Consider the following 18266-nt stretch of genomic DNA (forward strand, 5'->3'; position numbering starts at 1 on the left):
GGTCGTCTTGGTATTCCCAAAATGTACTCTTAAAGAACGTGTGTTGTCCTCCGGACTAAGCTGTGCTAAAATAAAACAGGTATAAAAGGGGAGGAGGCGTAAGCCATTTCCACAGCTTGCGGTATTAAATAATACCCAGTTGTCAGCTCAAAAGCCAAAAGGGGTTTGAACTGTCCTGATAGATCTGTTTACCGACTTTCCAACTAAAACATGGTGTACCTTGTTTTTGGGTTAATAATAATCGGTCTTATTTTTATTTTGCACTTAAAGATAGCTTGATTTTCTATTATTCCAAAATATATACCATTGCCTATGCTTTTAGCATGGGCAGGGAAGTCGGTTATTAACTTATTTATTAAAAAATAGATTTAAAAACCAAATGATTATGATGCGATTTTTACGCAAAGGGGATAGGTATGCCCTAAATAAACCCCTCGAAAAATACTCTGACCCTTCCCTAAGTGGCTTTAGATGCCTAATACTGTCTTTTTTAGGCAAGTTTTATTATCAGTTTAGTTGTAATGTTCAGGAGTCCCGCGCCCGCGGGACAACTGGCTATTTCCTGGATAGGGATAATAGAGAAAAGGGAGTTGTAAAAGAGAGACTGCTTCGCATTGCTCGCAGTGACGGAAGAAGTAATGCTGCGGTGCTGTTAACAATATTTTGTGTGCTGTTTAGTTTTGCTTCCATTATGGAAGCACAGGCTCAGGAGCCCCGTCAAAGCGGGGCAACTAGCCAAGAGGAGGTGAGAATAGGAAGAGGTGTCCCAGTGAATTTTTGGACAAAAGAACATCTCTTTTATGTCAATGGGGACACTGTCCGTAAGACATTAGAAGAACATAAAGGAAAAATGCTGGTGATGGATTTTTGGTTCTCTGGCTGTTCCCGATGCTTATTACATCAGAAAGATATAAGAACTTTTATAGATGAATATGCTGATGATCTGGTAGTAGTTATGGTTAATAGCAAAAAGACACGTGAAGATTTTGATAAAATAAACACTTTGTATCAAAAAGGTTTTTTTAAAAAATTCGGTATCGAACATTTTGAAACAATTATCGAGGATGATTATCTCGCTTCCATTCTTCCATCAACCTCATATCCACATTATGCGTGGATAAACAGTTTAGGAGTTCTGCAATTGCGAACCTTTCGAAATCTCTTGGATAGAAATTATGTTGCACCTTTTATTGACGGTAAATGAGAATAATAATAGTGTTGCTTTTTTTATGGAGTTCGTTAATGACTCATGCACAAAAACATCTGATAGGCAAGATTATAGATGAAGATAGTAGGCCAATCAGTGGGGCTAAAATTTTTGTAAAATATTTAGAAGGTAGTTTTGTCCTGTCCGATGATGAAGGTTTTTTTAAAATAACTGCTACTAATCAAGAACAAGAAATAGTTATCACCCATCTAGCGTATGAAAATAAAGTTGTAAAGGTTTCTCTTTTTGAGAAAGATAATGTGGTTGTTATGGTGCCCGTGGATCGTTCGATTGAAGAGGTGGAAGTTGTTAGTACAGGGTATCAGACAATAGCAAAAGAACGAGCGACAGGTAGTTTTGAGCAGATTAACGCCAAGGACTTAAGTTTACGAACTTCCACTAATGTTTTAGATAAATTAGAAGGACAGGTGCCCGGTTTACAATATGATAATAGGACAGGTAAAGCAAAAATTAATGTCCGTGGGATCAATACGATGTCAGAGGTCTTGCTCGGACCACTAATTGTCGTAGATAACTTTCCTTACGAGGGAAATATAGAGGATATAAATCCTGATGATGTAGCTTCTGTAACTATCCTTAAAGATGCCGCTGCAACATCGATTTGGGGGGCTAGGGCTGGCAATGGTGTCATTGTTATTAATTTGAAAAAGCCGGACGCAACTAAACCTTCTATTAATTTTTTGTCAAATTATACTTCGGTAGGTAAGGTTAGAATTAAAGAGCTGTCAATGATCAGTTCTGCTGATTTTATTGAAGTCGAAAAGATGTTGTTCGATAATCGATTTTATGATGCTAGTTATAATAACTTGAATACAAAGACTACTATTTTTTCTCCTGTAGTAGAAATGTTGTATGCTAACTTTAACGGAGCTCTATCAACTGATGACATGGAAAAACAAATTTCAGACTGGAAGAAAGTTGACTATAGGGATGAACTACAAAAATACCTTTATAAGAATACAGTACTTCAACAGTATGCGATCTCTATAGCAAATGGTAATGATTATAGTGGCTATAGACTATCCTTAGCTTATAATGATAGTAGAGGTAGTAAGGTTAAAGATGCAAGCAATACTATCTCTATTAACTTGCAAAACGAAATGCGACTTATAGATAAGGTTGATCTATCTACTCGATTAACCTTTGTACAATCTAAATCAGCATATGATGCTAATCCTATGGAATATAATTTTAGTCCAGGAGGAGGGAAAACCAGAATGTATCCCTATATGCAATTGAAAAATAGTCAGGGAGAACATTTAGATGTTCCTTATCAATATAATAGCAAGTATATTGAATCATTAATAACTTCTCAATTACTTGATTGGCGGTTCATTCCATTAGATGAAGTCGGGGAAAGTATGGGTAACAGTAGACGTCAACAAATGGATATGCAGCTTCAAATTAACTATAGACCTACAAAATGGTTGAGATTAAATACTGTTTATAACTATCAAGGACAACGTGGTGATAGCGAATTTATACAACCAAAAGATGCTTTTTATACCCGAAACTTGATTAATAGATTTACACAAATAAATAATGGAGAGATAAATCATATTGTACCATTAGGTGCAATTAATCAGTTGGGTAATGAGAAGTTTAATAGCCATAAGTGGAGGGGAAGTTTGAATATTGATAAAAGTTTTTCAGAATCTCAACATAGTATTGGTGCTATAATTGGTGGGGAGCTTTCTTCTGTCATAACAAATATAGCAAATCACACGATATATGGTTATGACCCTATATTAATGACCGGGCAACAAGTTGATGTGGTAAATTTTTATCCTGTTTTTGATGGACTTTCAGGCAATTCGCGTATACCGTATGTGCAGGGTGTTAATGAAAATACGCGTCGATTTGTTTCGTTTTTCACAAATGCATCCTATACTTGGAAAGATCGTTATATAACATCTTTTTCGGCAAGGAGAGATGCTTCTAATTTATTTGGAGTCAATACAAATGATAAATGGAATCCTCTATGGTCTGCTGGTGTAGCATGGCAGTTAGATAAGGAGCAATTTATAAAAGGTATAGGTTGGGTTAATGGTTTACGTTTGCGGACTACTTACGGACATAGCGGTAATTCCGGAGGGGTTTCAACAAGCTTACCAACTATAAGCTATTCTTCAGGAGCGAGCGGTAGTGTAACTCCTTTTCCTAGAGCTATGATAAGTTCACTTCCGAATCCATCATTGAAGTGGGAAAACGTACGAATGCTAAATGTAGCTTTAACTTTTGATTTGTTTGCTCATAGGCTTTCAGGGTCGGTTGAGTTTTTTAATAAAAAATCTACTGATCTGTTATCTGTCGATAATATTGATCCTACAGCCGGTTTGAATAGTGTTACAAGAAATGTGGGCGTTCTGCAAGGAAGTGGTTGGGATATTAAACTGACTTCTAGACAAGCTGTAGGAAATCTAAAACTTGTGACTACAGCTTTTGTCTCTTTTGTTAAGGATATTGTCCAGGAGTATCGAGGTAGTGTTTCTTCAGCAAATAGTTATGTGACACATACAGGGAGAAGTCTGCAACCACTGCCTGATAAAAGGCTTTATCCAGTTTTTGCACTACGCTCGGCCGGGTTAGATCCTGATAACGGCGATCCAAGAGGTTGGCTTGATGGCGAAATATCAAAGCAGTATCAAAAAATGTATACAGACTCCTTACAGAGAGCAATATATTATGGTTCGGGACTACCGCCAATTTATGGATCTTTAAAGCAGTCTGTTTCATGGAAAAATATTGATTTCTCATTCTTGATCAGCTATAAACTCGGTCATTATTTTCAAAAAGAAACGATAAGTTACAGTAGCCTGTTCAACTCATGGGCAGGACATGGTGATTTTTCAAAAAGATGGCAAAAGCTAGGCGATGAGTTAACAACTAATGTTCCTTCTATGGTATATCCGGCAGCTTCCGCAAGAGATCAGTTTTATTTGAACTCAGAAGCTAATATTGAAAAAGGAGATGTTATTCGATTGCAAGATGTCAATTTAAATTACACCTTTAAACCTTTTGTAAGAAAATTAAAAGCTACGATTTCGATGTTTGCTTCCGTGAATAACGTAGCTATATTGTGGTCAGCAAATAGCCAAGGCCTAGATCCTGATTATATAGGCGTGCCACCTTCTCGTAGGTATACATTAGGTATTAATTGTAAATTTTAAAATTAAGATCAATGATAAAAGTAAGAATATATAGCATCATAAGTTTAATGCTGTTTTTGTCTTGTTCCGATTTTTTAGATAAAAAACCGAACAGTCGATTAGCTATTCCGGAAACATTAAAAGATCTAAGGGCCCTGTTAGATAATGAAGACCAGATTATTAGATATGCGCCTGCATTATTAGAAATGGGTAATGACGATATTTACGTACGACCAGAGGTTTTGAAATCACGACCAGAGGCTGAACAACTAATTTACACTTGGCAGCGGAGTGAGTTAAGGAGTGATATAGGGAGTTGGACTTCTCCCTATAAAACTATTATGATGTGTAATGTAGTATTAGAAGCTCTTGATAGAGGAGTAGATGGAAGCAAAGTAGAGAAAGAGACGATACGTGGCGAAGCGCTATTTGTGCGTGCTTATGCCTATTTAGCGCTCTCTCAAATATATTGTAAACCTTATGACCGAGAGACGAGTGAAGAGGAGCTAGGACTTCCTTTAAGATTGTCTTCAGATTTTAATCTAAAAATAGCTCGATCATCACTCACCGAAACTTATAGTTTGATTATTGATGATTTATTGCATGCTACTGTTTTGCTGCCAGAGAGTGTGTCATTGCCTACGAGGCCATCGAAAGCTGCAGCTTACGCCGCATTGGCACGGACATATTTATATATGAATCTCTTTAGTGAAGCAAATCTAGCAGCGGAAGAGGCGCTAAAAATGAAAAGTAATTTAATCGATTATAATAGTATTGAAAGAGATAAGTCCTTTCCTTTTACTGTTTTTCATGAGGAGATTATTTACTATTCTTTTACAGCAAATGGACTTCTTTTAACGGCAGCTAGAGCTCATATACCTAAAAGCTTGTTTGACCTTTATGAGGATAATGATTTGCGAAAGAAGCTGTTTTTTAACAAGTCAGCCGCAGGAGATATTATTTTTAAAGGTTATTATAATGGTACGGCAGCATCATACTTTGCAGGAATAGCTACTGATGAGTTGTATTTGATTAGAGCAGAGTGTGAGGCCCGAGTCGGGGATATTACCGTAGGTACTCAATTGCTAAATGCATTGATAGAAAAAAGATGGGCACAAGGTGAGTTCGTTGCATACGTGCCCACCAATAGAGATAAGTTGTTAAAAGATGTATTGTTAGAGAGACGGAAACAGTTTCCTCGTAGAGGCCTTAGATGGAGTGATCTGCGCAGGCTTAATCAAGAAAGTGGTTTGGAGACGAAATTGGTAAGGGAGTTTGACTTTCAAGGAGAATTGGAAAAGTATGAGCTTCTTCCTCGTGCCATCCAGTATATATATCCGATTCCACGGACAATAATGTTATGGGATATCTATGAACAAAATTTAATATAAAATATAATGTCGCAGACCAGTCTGCGACATTATACTTCCTTTTTTAAGGAAGAATTGAGCGGAAAGCAGTAACAGTTTCGTTCAAGGTCGGTTCTCGACCTTCTTCTGTTAGAGAAAGTTGAGCATCGTTTATTTGTTGGTAAACTGTTTCTGTAGGTTTGTCCGATACAGGTGCTGCCATGTCTGGTTTACCACCCACATTAGGAGCGTTGATCTCACATATCTGCTCCTTAACATGATCGCAGGCTGATGCTGGAGGTGTTAAGGAGTAGTTGTTTGGATCTAAAGGGTCGTCATGTTCTCCACCTGTAAAATACCAAGTAGTAGTTGTTACCGTTGTTTTACCCACTACTTTTACTTCGCTGTTGCTGTTCATAGCTTTGACGATGATGGCCAAGCTGCTTATAATAAGCAATGTGAACAGCGTAATTTTTAAGGCACGTAGCCCACTTTTTTTAATTGTGATCATGATAATTGAATTTAAATTGTTTGGTCCTTTCTTTTTCCTCTGAAAGGGTCGAGGGGTCTGTTTTGCTATCTCGGCAGGAGCTTCTTTCTCGGTACGTTGCCCAAAGTCCTGCTTTAGCAGATAGTCGGAAATGTTTGTCTTTGCATATTTTACCTCCTTTTGCTTGCTTCTCGTTTTTTAGATAATATGTTAACCCAAATATAGTGTTGATAACAAGACTGTTGGTATGCTAAACTTGATATGAGGCACATGCCAAACTTGATATTTAGGATATATGGCCGTGTTAAGGCTTTCTAAGCCTATATTCAAGAGGAGTAAGACCAGTGTGTTTTTTAAAAAAGCGTGTCAGTTCGTTTGGGCCATGAAAGCGGGCTTGTATGCTTATTTCTAGCAGCGAGTAGGGGCTGGATAGTAAATCTTTGATATGGGCTATAAGCAGGTGGTTGCGGTAGTCACTCAGATTTTCGTTATATAGTTTTTTATGGAGCCTGCTCAGGTGCTCTACACTTACACGGAGCTCAACGGCTATATCTTTTATTTTGGTCATGTTACCGCTTAAAGTGATGCCTTTTTGTAGCCGCTTCCGGCATATTTTTAAGAGCAATTCGGGGTCTGAGGTGCGCTCATATTCGGTAAAAACCTTTTGTCTGGATAGAATGACCAGGCGGCTTAATTCGTTAAAAATAAACGACTCGTTGTTGAAATCACCCTTTCGCAGCTGGCTGCATAAATACTTGATATGCGCAATGGTTTCGGCCCCAACGTGAAAGTCTATGCTGTAAGTGGGCGAAAGGCTTTTTTTAATATAGTCTGAAATGACCTTATGCAGAAAGCGAAAAGGACGCTCGCTGCCCATACGGAAGATACTCCCATCAAAATAAAAACCGAAAAGTAAAGCATAACCTACGGGCAGGCCAATTTTATAGTTGCCGCTAGGCAAATAAAGGTAGCGGGCTCTTTTGGGCGTAATGGTGCAGAGCCTGGCACCAGCCGAAGTATAAACCGTAAGCGGAGAGCTGCCTTCCATAAGGTAAAGCACATGCAAGTCATTTTTTGCTACATGGACAGGAATCTGTATTTCCTCAACTGTGTTTATCTCGTAGCTGTAGAGGTATCCATACTTGCCGTTAAACTCTTGTTCGATAATCGTGTTGCAACCTTTTCTCCAATGCGTAAGCTCTGCGCCTTTCATTAGTAAACTGGGCGTAGCGTTTCCTGCATCGCTGGCACCAGTAGCCTCAAAATAATCGGATAGTTTTATATGTAAAGACTTTTGCATATATGTTTTGTTACAAAGCCCCTCATCGTTTCGGTATATGAAGGGCTAGGCGCAGAATGTTTAAAAAGGCGTTTTCTATAAAATGGTTGTTATGCCGCTGTTGGCTGTTTTGTTTTAATATTAATTTATATATATGTTTGATAAACTAAAACAACAATTATAAACATCTAAAAACAAGTGTTTTACAGGTGAGTGCGTCTTTTTGATGTGCCAGAGCAGTTTTTTTTAATTAAAACCTATTATTATGTACTCAAAACCATTCTTTAAGCATTCTGCTTCGCTACAGCCTACGATGGCTTTGTCGGTTAAATCAAAAATTTTCCTGTTAGAAAGTTGTCTGTTTGTTGATATTAATTTATTGGCTAAGATTAAATCTATGCTTTTTAATGTGCAGGAGGAGTGGAAATGTTAACAAACGACTTGTATACGAATTACTCAACGCCTTATTCTAATCGTCGGGCGATAGCTACATGCGATATAGTGATATTGTTTTTTGGAGGGCAGGGCTCCGGAATGATTACCAACACCGGCGAGTTCATATTATTTAAGCAAACCTCATCCGTTATAACAAAATGGGTCAACAAGAAATGGTTTGTTCCAATCAAGAGAGGAGTATATATTAATATGTGGTATTTCCAGCCCGGTTTTGTGAAGAAATATGTACTGGATGTTGAACCACAGATTTTAGAATTGATGAAAACAAACCAACTGGCTATTGTAGAGGCTTGGGAAAAAGTAACTACAGTGAGCCCTCGGTTTAGAAAAAAGGTAGCAGATTGTTTTAAAAATAGAGACCAATTATTGCCTATCTGCCGTGAAGAGTTGTTCGACTACTGACGGCAGCCTTTTAATTAAAAAAATGTTTAACCCTAGATCCTAGAGCTTTGTTTGTGTAAGCAGGCACTGTCTCGTTTCGGTTTGGGTCTGTAATCTTATGTCTAAAATGATGAAGTTAATGCAGAACATTTTGTCGGCTTTGCAGGAAATTATCAGATTGCTGCACGAAATCAAAGAAAAACGTAGCCATGAAACAGTTCCTTTTCTGGAACGGTCAATCCTTAGCAAACGAGAAGTTATTGACAAACTCGGCATGAGCGAACGTACGTATAGCCGTAACCTAGATCGGGGTTTGCTCGACCCTATGCGCCTTAGCGGCGCCGATCAGTATTATGAGCAAGATATAGTGAAAGCTTTGGAAGAAAGCCGGCGTAAAGGACGGGTTTGAAGGAACGGTTTTGTTGCCGTACAATAGAGCTAGCGCTGTCTTTTTGAGCGGCTAGCGCACTGTACATGAAGCATTTTGCAACTACATGAAGCTCATGTATGATCAAAACGCAGCAAAGTTTTATTCTTAGAAGGCTAAGTATGTATACATCACGTGTATGTAATTAGCCTTTGCTGTTTATGTATTGTTCTTTAAGCGCCAAGTTCTTGTGCGAGCTGTTATTTTGCAGAAATTGGCCGTCATGTAATTACATGTAGGTTCCATGTACTGTTCTTTGTGCTCTATGATAGGTGCGCAAATCGTTTATGTAATATACTTAACGGCTATGTATGTGTGCGAGATGGCTATGTATGTATTCAAAATAGCGGTTTAGGGGCTTTTTTTTCTGAAATATCGTTGTGTTATAGCCAAATATTGCCAATATCTGCCAAGTCGTGCCACTATTCTATTTGCCGTGTATAGGCGATGTACGTTTGTATTGTTCGATGATCTCGCGAGGAAAAAAGAACAAATGTTAAACCAACGCTATAAGCGTTTTAAAAAAATAGAAAATGGCAAGAATCCAAAGAGTAGGCATCAGTTTTTCACGGATGACAGACGATGCATTTTTAGTCCTGGTGAATACCATCATCGGAGCAATGAAAGAAAATATTAATTTTCCTAGCCCTGTGCCCGAACTGGAGGATATCGAAAGTTTGATCGATGATTTTACAACAAAGTTAAAAGCCGCCCGCAAAAGAGGCTCGCCGGAAGATACGGCTTTAAAAAACGAAAGCAGACCCATCCTTGAAGAGGCTATGCAGCAGCTAGGGCATTACGTCAATTCAATAGCAAAAGGCCAGCTATCCACGTTATTGAGTTCGGGCTTTGGAATAGTTGGAAACACAGCTCCAGCTTTAGTGCCTAAACAGGTGGAAAGTGTGAAGCTGTCCGATGGTAGGCAAATGGGGCAAGTAAGGCTCGATTTTGAGAAACAGCAGGATACGCTTATTTATGAATACACCTACAGGCGAGCAAGCGAAATGGAGGAAGAGTGGAGCGATCGGTTGATTACCACATCTTCAAAGGGGAATATTATCGCTCCCTTAAAATCGGGTTCCTACTACGAGGTACGTGTGCGTGCAGTAAATAGAATGGGAGCCGGAGACTGGAGCCAGGTGGTGAAATTCTTAATTAGGTAGGGGAGGGGCAGATGAAGAAACTGATGAAAGTTTTGCGCAACGCGGTAGATGTTGTACTGCTTGCGCCTGTCAAGCTTCCCGCAGCCCTGCGGATCGGTGTTCGTTATGTAGGCTGGCTACTTGGTGTGGCAGATTACGTAAGCAACAACCCGCCGCCTAAGAAAGGAGCGGAGGCGGAGAAGCAAAAAGCGGAGGATGAACAGTGAAACTGTTCAACGATGTGCAGATGGGTACCCTTGGTGGTACCCTCTGCTCGATTTTATTTCACTTGCCGGCAGCAGATATTCTACGCACGGTGGTGCTCGCAGCTATTGGTGCTGCCGTAAGTTTTGCGGTGAGCAAATTGTTGCACAGCTGGCTGAATAAGAATAAAAAAAGATGATGAAGCAAAAAACTCTAGTTCTCCAACGGGTTTATGGAGCACAGGGAACAAACGGCACAATACGTTATCAGGGCGAGCATATATGCCATACCATAGAATTGCCCTGGCGCAATAATATACAGCGCCTAAGCTGTATACCTGAAGGGCGGTATAAACTGATAAAACACAAGTATTTTAAACATGGCGAACAGATCGGTATTCCGAATGTAGTGAAACGGGAGGCTATACTGATCCATGCAGCCAATGATGCTATGAAAGAGCTTTTGGGTTGTATTGCACCCGTCACGATGCTTACGGGGGAGGGAAGGGGGACAGAAAGCCGAAAAGCACTTGCCCAGCTAAAGGCGCTGGTGTATGGTTTATGGGAAGAAAACCAAGAGGTTTTCCTTTTGATAAAAAGCCTGTAGTATTATTTTATCAGAAATACGCGAGTATTTACCCATTAGGAATAGTAAAAAGCCCAATAATACTGGGCTTTTTGCCTTTATTTTAATGCTGTTTTAAAAAATATTGTATGTACGTATGCTTATGATGATTTAGAAATTATAGGCGTTAAACAAAAAAAGGTTTTCAAACGGGGAGAATGAAAACCTTTTAAACTAACCAATTATAAACCTAAATTATGATAGTACAAATATAAATATGTTTTGTATCCACTGCAAAATATTTAACATTTTTTAGCATATGCTTTTCCTGATAAAAATGAAGAAAGTCTCCTTTTTTTAGCACAGAGTTGCGTGGTGAGTGTTCACTTATTTTAGCCTTTTTTAGTCTGAAATATGTTGGGTAGAGAACTGCTTTTTCACCTTTTTTCCTAGTAATGGTAAGTGATGAATTTTGAGATAAAAAAGTGGTAAGTGCGCGCTTATACTACAAAAAATGGCACTATGTAGTCGAATGTCTACAGTGTTTTAGATACTCAAATGTTCATTTTCGGTAATCGGATAGACAAGTTTTTGATTTTATTGTGTTTCATAAAAAGTTGTTTATTAGTTTTTTATGAAAAATAAAATGTCTCAAATTTTGAAATTATTATCGATTATCGAAAATGAGACATTCTATCTAGTTTTCTTTATACATCTTTGTGCGAATTTTAAAAAGGGCATACATATACTCGGTTTTTGAGTAGATGTAGGCTTTTTACTAACAAACTGTATCAATAAAAATGTTAATCTATTTACCCGGCAAATGCCAGGACATTTTATTTTATCCTATGATAAAAAATAGGAACTCTTTACAGCTTTTAAGTTGTATAGAAAATGTCCAAAAAGATATACGCAATTATTGAACCGTTTTTCATTTAGCAAACTAATTCATTAATTAATATGAATCGAATTTTATACTTAGTTCTCTTTTTTGTGTTTGGGCAGAGCCTCATGGCTAATGTGCAAGCGCAGGGAAATTGCGTTGGGGGTTGTAACGATAATGCGTTTTTATTATCAAACGATCCTAGTACAATCGAATATGACAACATGATTTCTACGTTCCACAGTAGTATGGTCCGAGAGACAGATGGTACTGTAAAAGTATGGGGAGAAGGTATCAGTGCTTCGGCTGATAACCTCTATACGCCTACAGTTTTAAATAGTAATTTTCATAGCTCGCTTACTTCCCCAGTGCTAAAGTTTGCAGGAGGAAGTAGTGGAACTTCTGAGCAATTTGTATTGCTCACTAAGGATGGTCTTTATGCTTGGGGAAGTCCTGGCAATATCATAGCTACTTCACTAAGGAGTAGCAGTTCATTTGGAAAAGTTAGTGTAGATGGCAGAGCTAACGGTATGCCTAGTGGTGTAGAACCTTGCGATGTGAAAATGCTCTTTGGCTCACATAAAACTTTAGCTATTGTAACACATGGAGGGGCAGCTTATATGCTGTCGAACTCTAATGCTAAGAACGGTGACGGAAAGACGGGAAATGATGGTACGAAGTGGACCCGTGTTCAAACAGCTGAAAATAATCCTTTAAATGACGTAATCGCCGTTAGGGGCACATCCCGTGCTATGATGGCGCTAACACGAAGTGGTAAGGTTTATACTTGGGGTACAGGTACTTATATAAACAATGGTAATGCTACTAATAAAGCCTATGCGACGGAAATTAGTCTTCCTTCAGATATTCAAGCGGGATCAAAACCGAAAATGATTGGTATGACACAGACCTCATCGGCTGTAAGCTATTATGTGTTGATGGATGGTACAGAAGGCAGGCTATATAGTATGGGAAATAATTCTCAGAAGCAATTAGGGAATTTTAATAATACGACAAGTTCGAACACTTGGGTGCGCGTTAGGAAAAGTAGTTCTCTTACAGATTATATGGACCCAATAGCCTGGATAAGCCCGCAAGAACATGATAATCCTGGAAATAGTGGTGGAGCGGCAATTAACGTGCTAACAAAAGAAGGTAAGCTTTATGCCTGGGGGACTAATAATGGGCTGATGATTGGAGCAGGAACAGGAACTGGCGCTTTTGATCCTATTTATATGCCAGGAGGTTTAAATAGTAATGATGTTTTAATTGCTGTGGAAACTGGTGGGCATACTACGGTGACCGTTAAACAATGCTCTAAAAAATTTGGTTATGTGGGGCATAGTACCAAAGGAAGTATGGGAGGAGGGAGCACGGGGAGTACAAATGAATCTAAATACAACTTTGGTGATACTTACGAATTGACTATTTGCGGTGCGCCCACAACAGTAGATGTACAAAATGTTGAAATTTGTCCTAATACAACTGCAAATCTTAATTTGGAAGCTATTGTAGGCAGTGGGATTGATGGATATACTATCGAGTGGTATACTTCTAATAACCGTGCAGCAGGTACTCTTGTTACAGAGCCTACCAAAGTAGGTGTAGGTACTTATTATGCTTTTTATATTCCCACTAATACAGGGAACTGTGATGACCCATCACCTTCTGAGCCAGTTGTTGTATCTCTAGCAACTACAGGCTGTACAGCCGATTTATCTGTCAAAAAAACTATAGATAAACCTAATGTAAAAGTAGGGGAAGAGGTTACTTTTACGATAACTGTAACAAATTTAGGTACAGCTACAGCGGCAAATGTTGTAGTTACTGACCAACTGCCTAGTGGCTATACTTTAGAGACGACTCCCACGCCTTCTGTAGGAAGTTATAATCCAATTACGGGGAATTGGAGCATTGGCGCTATGGCTAATGGTGCGACGCACACATTGACTATTGTTGCGAAGGTTGAGCCAACCGGTGTTTATACCAATATAGCAACAGTTGAAAGTGATAAGGACGACCCAGATGAAGATAATAATACAAGTAAGGTCACACCGAATGTTATCGGTGCTGTCGATGATACTTTTGAAGGCACAGTAGAAAACCCGATTAAAGCGGGAGATACAACGCCGAATATCTTAACCAATGATAAGTTAAATGGAGAAACTCCTATCGTTGGAGAGGGAGCTACCGTTACGCTAACAAAAGTAAGTGGCGATGACGGACTTACATTAAATTCTGACGGAACAGTTAAAATAGGCGAAACAGTACCTAGCGGCACATATACGTTGACGTATAAAATCTGTGAAGTTGCTGTCCCTACCAATTGTGACGAAGCTGTTGTTACTGTTAAGGTTGCTAACCCTATCTTAGCAGAAGAGGACGAACCTACGGTAAATGCAGGTGGTACGACTACTGATAAAGTTATCGACAATGATAAATTCAATGGTAAGACGCCAGTTATCGGCACCGATCCAGGTAATGTTACGTTAACACCACAGGATGATATGCCTGAGGGTGTCACGTTGAACCCTGATGGTACGGTTACTGTTGGCGAAAATGTCCCTAGCGGTGAATATACATTTGATTACACGATTTGTGAAGTTGGTGCTCCAACAAACTGCGCTACAGCTACTGTTACCGTTACTGTCGATAATCCTATCGAGGCAAAGAACGATACAGCTACTATCAATGCAGGTGGTACGACTAACGAAAATGTTTTAACGAATGATTTATTTAATGGTGAAGTGCCAGTCATTGGTACTACACCGGGTACAGTTACGTTAACGCCACAGCCTGCTATGCCTGATGGTATTACGTTGAACCCTGATGGTACTGTTACTGTTGGAGAAAATGTTCCAAGTGGCGAGTATACATTTAAATATACAATCTGTGAAGTAGATGCTGTTGAAAACTGTGCCACAGCTACTGTTACAGTTACAGTAGAGAATCCTATAACGGCAGAAGATGATGAGCCTACGATCAATGCAGGTGGTACGACTACTGATAAAGTTATTGACAATGATACATTCAATGGGGAGACTCCAGTTATCGGGACCAATCCAGGGAATGTTATTCTGAAACCTCAACCTAGTATGCCTGAAGGGATTATTTTGAATCCTGATGGTACTGTTACTGTTGGCGAAACTGTTCCTAGCGGTGAATATCCTTTCGAATATACAATATGTGAGGTTGGAGCTTTAACAAACTGTTCTACAGCTACAGTTATTGTTAAGGTTGAGAATCTTATCACAGCAGAAGATGATGAGCCTACGATCAATGCAGGTGGTACGACTACTGATAAAGTTATCGACAATGATACATTCAATGGGGAGACTCCAGTTATTGGGACCGATCCGGGGAATGTTACGTTAACACCACAGGATGATATGCCTAATGGTATCACGTTGAATCCTGATGGTACTGTTACTGTTGGCGAGACTGTTCCTAGTGGTGAATATACATTTGATTATACGATCTGTGAGGTTGGAGCTCTAACAAACTGTTCTACAGCTACAGTTACTGTTAAGGTTGAGAATCTTATCACAGCAGAAGATGATGAGCCTACGATCAATGCAGGTGGTACGACTACTGATAAAGTTATCGACAATGATACATTCAATGGGGAGACTCCAGTTATTGGGACCGATCCGGGGAATGTTACGTTAACACCACAGGATGATATGCCTAATGGTATCACGTTGAATCCTGATGGTACTGTTACTGTTGGCGAAACTGTTCCTAGCGGTGAATATCCTTTCGAATATACAATATGTGAGGTTGGAGCTTTAACAAACTGTTCTACAGCTACAGTTACTGTTAAGGTTGAGAATCTTATCACAGCAGAAGATGATGAGCCTACGATCAATGCAGGTGGTACGACTACTGATAAAGTTATCGGCAATGATACATTCAATGGGGAGACTCCAGTTATTGGGACCGATCCGGGGAATGTTACGTTAACACCACAGGATGATATGCCTAATGGTATCACGTTGAACCCTGATGGTACTGTTACTGTTGGCGAGACTGTTCCTAGCGGTGAATATACATTTGATTATACGATCTGTGAGGTTGGAGCTCTAACAAACTGTTCTACAGCTACAGTTACTGTTAAGGTTGAGAATCTTATCACAGCAGAAGATGATGAGCCTACTGTTAAAGCAGGCGAGACGACTCCTAGTGTAGTTGGTAACGATGACTTTAACGGTGATACACCTGTTATTGGTGAGAACCCCGGTGAAGTTATATTAACACCTGGTACTTCTCCGCACAGTGATATTACTATGGATCCGCTTACAGGTGAGATTACTGTAGGTACGACTGTTCCAGGAGGGACGTATGAGTATCCATATACTATCTGTGAGGTTGATGCTAATCCGGCAAACTGTGCAAGTGCGAAAGCTATTGTTACAGTTAAGAGCCCTATAAGGGCAGACAACGATGCGCCTACAGTTAAAGCAGGCGAGACGACTCCTAGTGTAGTTGATAACGATGACTTTAACGGTAATACACCTGTTATTGGTGAGAACCCTGGTGAAGTTACATTAACTCCAGGTACATCGCCACACACGGGTATTACTATGGATCCGCTTACAGGTGAGATTACTGTAGGTACGACTGTTCCTAGCGGTACTTACGAGTATCCATATACTATCTGTGAGGTTGATGCTGATCCGGCAAACTGTGCAAGTGCGAAAGCTATTGTTACAGTTAAGAGCCCTATAAGGGCAGACAACGATACGCCTACAGTTAAAGCAGGCGAGACGACTCCTAGTGTAGTTGATAACGATGACTTTAACGGTAATACACCTGTTATTGGCGAGAACCCTGGTGAAGTTACATTAACTCCAGGTACATCGCCACACACGGGTATTACTATGGATCCGCTTACAGGTGAGATTACTGTAGGTACGACTGTTCCTAGCGGTACTTACGAGTATCCATATACTATCTGTGAGGTTGATGCTAATCCGGCAAACTGTGCAAGTGCGAAAGCTATTGTTACAGTTAAGAGCCCTATAAGGGCAGACAACGATACGCCTACAGTTAAAGCAGGCGAGACGACTCCTAGTGTAGTTGGTAACGATGACTTTAACGGTAATACACCTGTTATTGGCGAGAACCCTGGTGAAGTTATATTAACTCCGGGCACTTCTCCGCACAGTGGTATTACTATGGATCCGCTTACAGGTGAGATTACTGTAGGTACGACTGTTCCTAGCGGTACTTACGAGTATCCATATACTATCTGTGAGGTTGATGCTAATCCGGCAAACTGTGCAAGTGCGAAAGCTATTGTTACAGTTAAGAGCCCTATAAGGGCAGACAACGATACGCCTACAGTTAAAGCAGGCGAGACGACTCCTAGTGTAGTTGATAACGATGACTTTAACGGTAATACACCTGTTATTGGTGAGAACCCTGGTGAAGTTACATTAACTCCAGGTACATCGCCACACACGGGTATTACTATGGATCCGCTTACAGGTGAGATTACTGTAGGTACGACTGTTCCTAGCGGTACTTACGAGTATCCATATACTATCTGTGAGGTTGATGCTAATCCGGCAAACTGTGCAAGTGCGAAAGCTATTGTTACAGTTAAGAGCCCTATAAGGGCAGACAACGATGCGCCTACAGTTAAAGCAGGCGAGACGACTCCTAGTGTAGTTGATAACGATGACTTTAACGGTAATACACCTGTTATTGGCGAGAACCCTGGTGAAGTTACATTAACTCCAGGTACATCGCCACACACGGGTATTACTATGGATCCGCTTACAGGTGAGATTACTGTAGGTACGACTGTTCCTAGCGGTACTTACGAGTATCCATATACTATCTGTGAGGTTGATGCTGATCCGGCAAACTGTGCAAGTGCGAAAGCTATTGTTACAGTTAAGAGCCCTATAAGGGCAGACAACGATACGCCTACAGTTAAAGCAGGCGAGACGACTCCTAGTGTAGTTGGTAACGATGACTTTAACGGTGATACACCTGTTATTGGTGAGAATCCTGGTGAAGTTATATTAACACCTGGTACTTCTCCGCACAGTGATATTACTATGGATCCGCTTACAGGTCAGATTACTGTAGGTACGACTGTTCCAGGAGGGACGTATGAGTATCCATATACTATCTGTGAGGTTGATGCTAATCCAGCAAACTGTGCAACTGCGAAAGCTATTATATTCGTTGCCGAGCCATCTTTCACGTTAGCGAAAAGTGCTAAGTGGGTTGATGTTGATGGCGACAATAGAGCAAGTGCAGGTGATCGCATCGACTATACGTTTGAAGTTGTTAATACAGGTAACGTACGTATAGATAATATTAAAGTTGAAGATGAAAAGGTTAATGTTGTAGGCGGTCCGATTTCTTTAGAAGTAGGAGAGTCTGATGCTACAACATTTACGGCTAGTTTAATAATTGATCAAGTAGATGTTGATAGAGGTGGTGTTTACAATTTAGCTGTTGTTAAAGGCGAACCTACTGTAGGTGGACCTATAGAAGAAGAGTCTAAAGACCCTAATCCACTAGATCCTAGTGATCCGGATTACCCAGCAGAGGACCCTAAATATCCTGGTTGTACAGATTGTACGGTTACACCATTAGTGAAAGATGCTAAGTTAGAGCTTGATAAATCAAGCAAGTATGTTGATGCTAACGGTGACGGTAAAGTGAATGCAGGGGATAAGATCGAGTATAGTTTTG

Annotated in this window: 11 protein-coding genes; 9 read left to right on the forward strand and 2 right to left on the reverse strand. The window is 39.9% G+C overall.

Going from position 1 to position 18266, the window contains the following annotated elements; all coding sequences use genetic code 11:
- Positions 1 to 385 precede the first annotated feature (385 nt).
- From ORI89_RS17920 to ORI89_RS17930, 3 genes are read left to right on the forward strand one after another with little or no spacing between them, the layout of a single operon-like run.
- Positions 386 to 1204, forward strand: a complete 819-nt coding sequence (locus tag ORI89_RS17920; RefSeq protein WP_268231894.1) for a TlpA family protein disulfide reductase — start codon at positions 386 to 388, stop codon at positions 1202 to 1204.
- The gene (locus tag ORI89_RS17925; RefSeq protein ID WP_268231895.1) at positions 1201 to 4398 is read left to right on the forward strand and encodes a SusC/RagA family TonB-linked outer membrane protein; all 3198 of its coding nucleotides are present in this window, start codon (positions 1201 to 1203) and stop codon (positions 4396 to 4398) included. Before ORI89_RS17920 ends, ORI89_RS17925 begins: the two co-directional genes overlap by 4 nt.
- 11 nt (positions 4399 to 4409) lie before the next feature.
- Complete coding sequence (locus tag ORI89_RS17930) at positions 4410 to 5768, forward strand: RagB/SusD family nutrient uptake outer membrane protein (protein ID WP_268231896.1); 1359 nt, start codon at positions 4410 to 4412, stop codon at positions 5766 to 5768.
- A 43-nt stretch (positions 5769 to 5811) separates the two neighbouring features.
- Here ORI89_RS17930 and ORI89_RS17935 read toward each other — a convergent pair whose 3' ends face one another.
- Together ORI89_RS17935 and ORI89_RS17940 are read right to left on the reverse strand one after the other, a co-directional pair.
- A complete protein-coding gene (locus ORI89_RS17935) occupies positions 5812 to 6237 on the reverse strand; it encodes a hypothetical protein (protein ID WP_268231897.1) in 426 nt (141 codons plus the stop codon).
- A gap of 283 nt (positions 6238 to 6520) precedes the next feature.
- Positions 6521 to 7516, reverse strand: coding sequence for a helix-turn-helix domain-containing protein (locus ORI89_RS17940; RefSeq protein WP_268231898.1), 996 nt, complete (start codon positions 7514 to 7516; stop codon positions 6521 to 6523).
- A 399-nt stretch (positions 7517 to 7915) separates the two neighbouring features.
- Here ORI89_RS17940 and ORI89_RS17945 point away from each other — a divergent pair, with 399 nt between their 5' ends.
- The 6 genes from ORI89_RS17945 to ORI89_RS17970 form a co-directional block, all read left to right on the forward strand.
- On the forward strand, positions 7916 to 8353 hold the full coding sequence (locus ORI89_RS17945; protein WP_268231899.1) for a hypothetical protein: 438 nt from the start codon (positions 7916 to 7918) through the stop codon (positions 8351 to 8353).
- A 118-nt stretch (positions 8354 to 8471) separates the two neighbouring features.
- Positions 8472 to 8741, forward strand: a complete 270-nt coding sequence (locus tag ORI89_RS17950; RefSeq protein WP_268231900.1) for a hypothetical protein — start codon at positions 8472 to 8474, stop codon at positions 8739 to 8741.
- Positions 8742 to 9292: 551 nt separating this feature from the next.
- Positions 9293 to 9922, forward strand: coding sequence for a fibronectin type III domain-containing protein (locus tag ORI89_RS17955; RefSeq protein ID WP_268231901.1), 630 nt, complete (start codon positions 9293 to 9295; stop codon positions 9920 to 9922).
- An 11-nt stretch (positions 9923 to 9933) separates the two neighbouring features.
- Complete coding sequence (locus ORI89_RS17960) at positions 9934 to 10128, forward strand: hypothetical protein (protein WP_268231902.1); 195 nt, start codon at positions 9934 to 9936, stop codon at positions 10126 to 10128.
- 172 nt (positions 10129 to 10300) lie between these two features.
- The gene (locus ORI89_RS17965) at positions 10301 to 10711 is read left to right on the forward strand and encodes a DUF5675 family protein (protein WP_268231903.1); all 411 of its coding nucleotides are present in this window, start codon (positions 10301 to 10303) and stop codon (positions 10709 to 10711) included.
- A gap of 918 nt (positions 10712 to 11629) precedes the next feature.
- Positions 11630 to 18266 (forward strand): DUF7507 domain-containing protein (locus ORI89_RS17970; protein WP_268231904.1); only part of this gene is annotated, 6637 nt, incomplete at its 3' end.

Source organism: Sphingobacterium sp. UT-1RO-CII-1 (genome assembly GCF_026711005.1).
Classification (GTDB): domain Bacteria; phylum Bacteroidota; class Bacteroidia; order Sphingobacteriales; family Sphingobacteriaceae; genus Sphingobacterium.

Coding starts and splice junctions, on each gene's coding strand:
- ORI89_RS17920 (WP_268231894.1), top strand. CDS start 386: ATGATGCGATTTTTACGCAAAGGGGATAGGTATGCCCTAAATAAACCC.
- ORI89_RS17925 (WP_268231895.1), top strand. CDS start 1,201: ATGAGAATAATAATAGTGTTGCTTTTTTTATGGAGTTCGTTAATGACT.
- ORI89_RS17930 (WP_268231896.1), top strand. CDS start 4,410: ATGATAAAAGTAAGAATATATAGCATCATAAGTTTAATGCTGTTTTTG.
- ORI89_RS17935 (WP_268231897.1), bottom strand. CDS start 6,237: ATGATCACAATTAAAAAAAGTGGGCTACGTGCCTTAAAAATTACGCTG.
- ORI89_RS17940 (WP_268231898.1), bottom strand. CDS start 7,516: ATGCAAAAGTCTTTACATATAAAACTATCCGATTATTTTGAGGCTACT.
- ORI89_RS17950 (WP_268231900.1), top strand. CDS start 8,472: ATGCAGAACATTTTGTCGGCTTTGCAGGAAATTATCAGATTGCTGCAC.
- ORI89_RS17955 (WP_268231901.1), top strand. CDS start 9,293: ATGGCAAGAATCCAAAGAGTAGGCATCAGTTTTTCACGGATGACAGAC.
- ORI89_RS17960 (WP_268231902.1), top strand. CDS start 9,934: ATGAAGAAACTGATGAAAGTTTTGCGCAACGCGGTAGATGTTGTACTG.
- ORI89_RS17965 (WP_268231903.1), top strand. CDS start 10,301: ATGATGAAGCAAAAAACTCTAGTTCTCCAACGGGTTTATGGAGCACAG.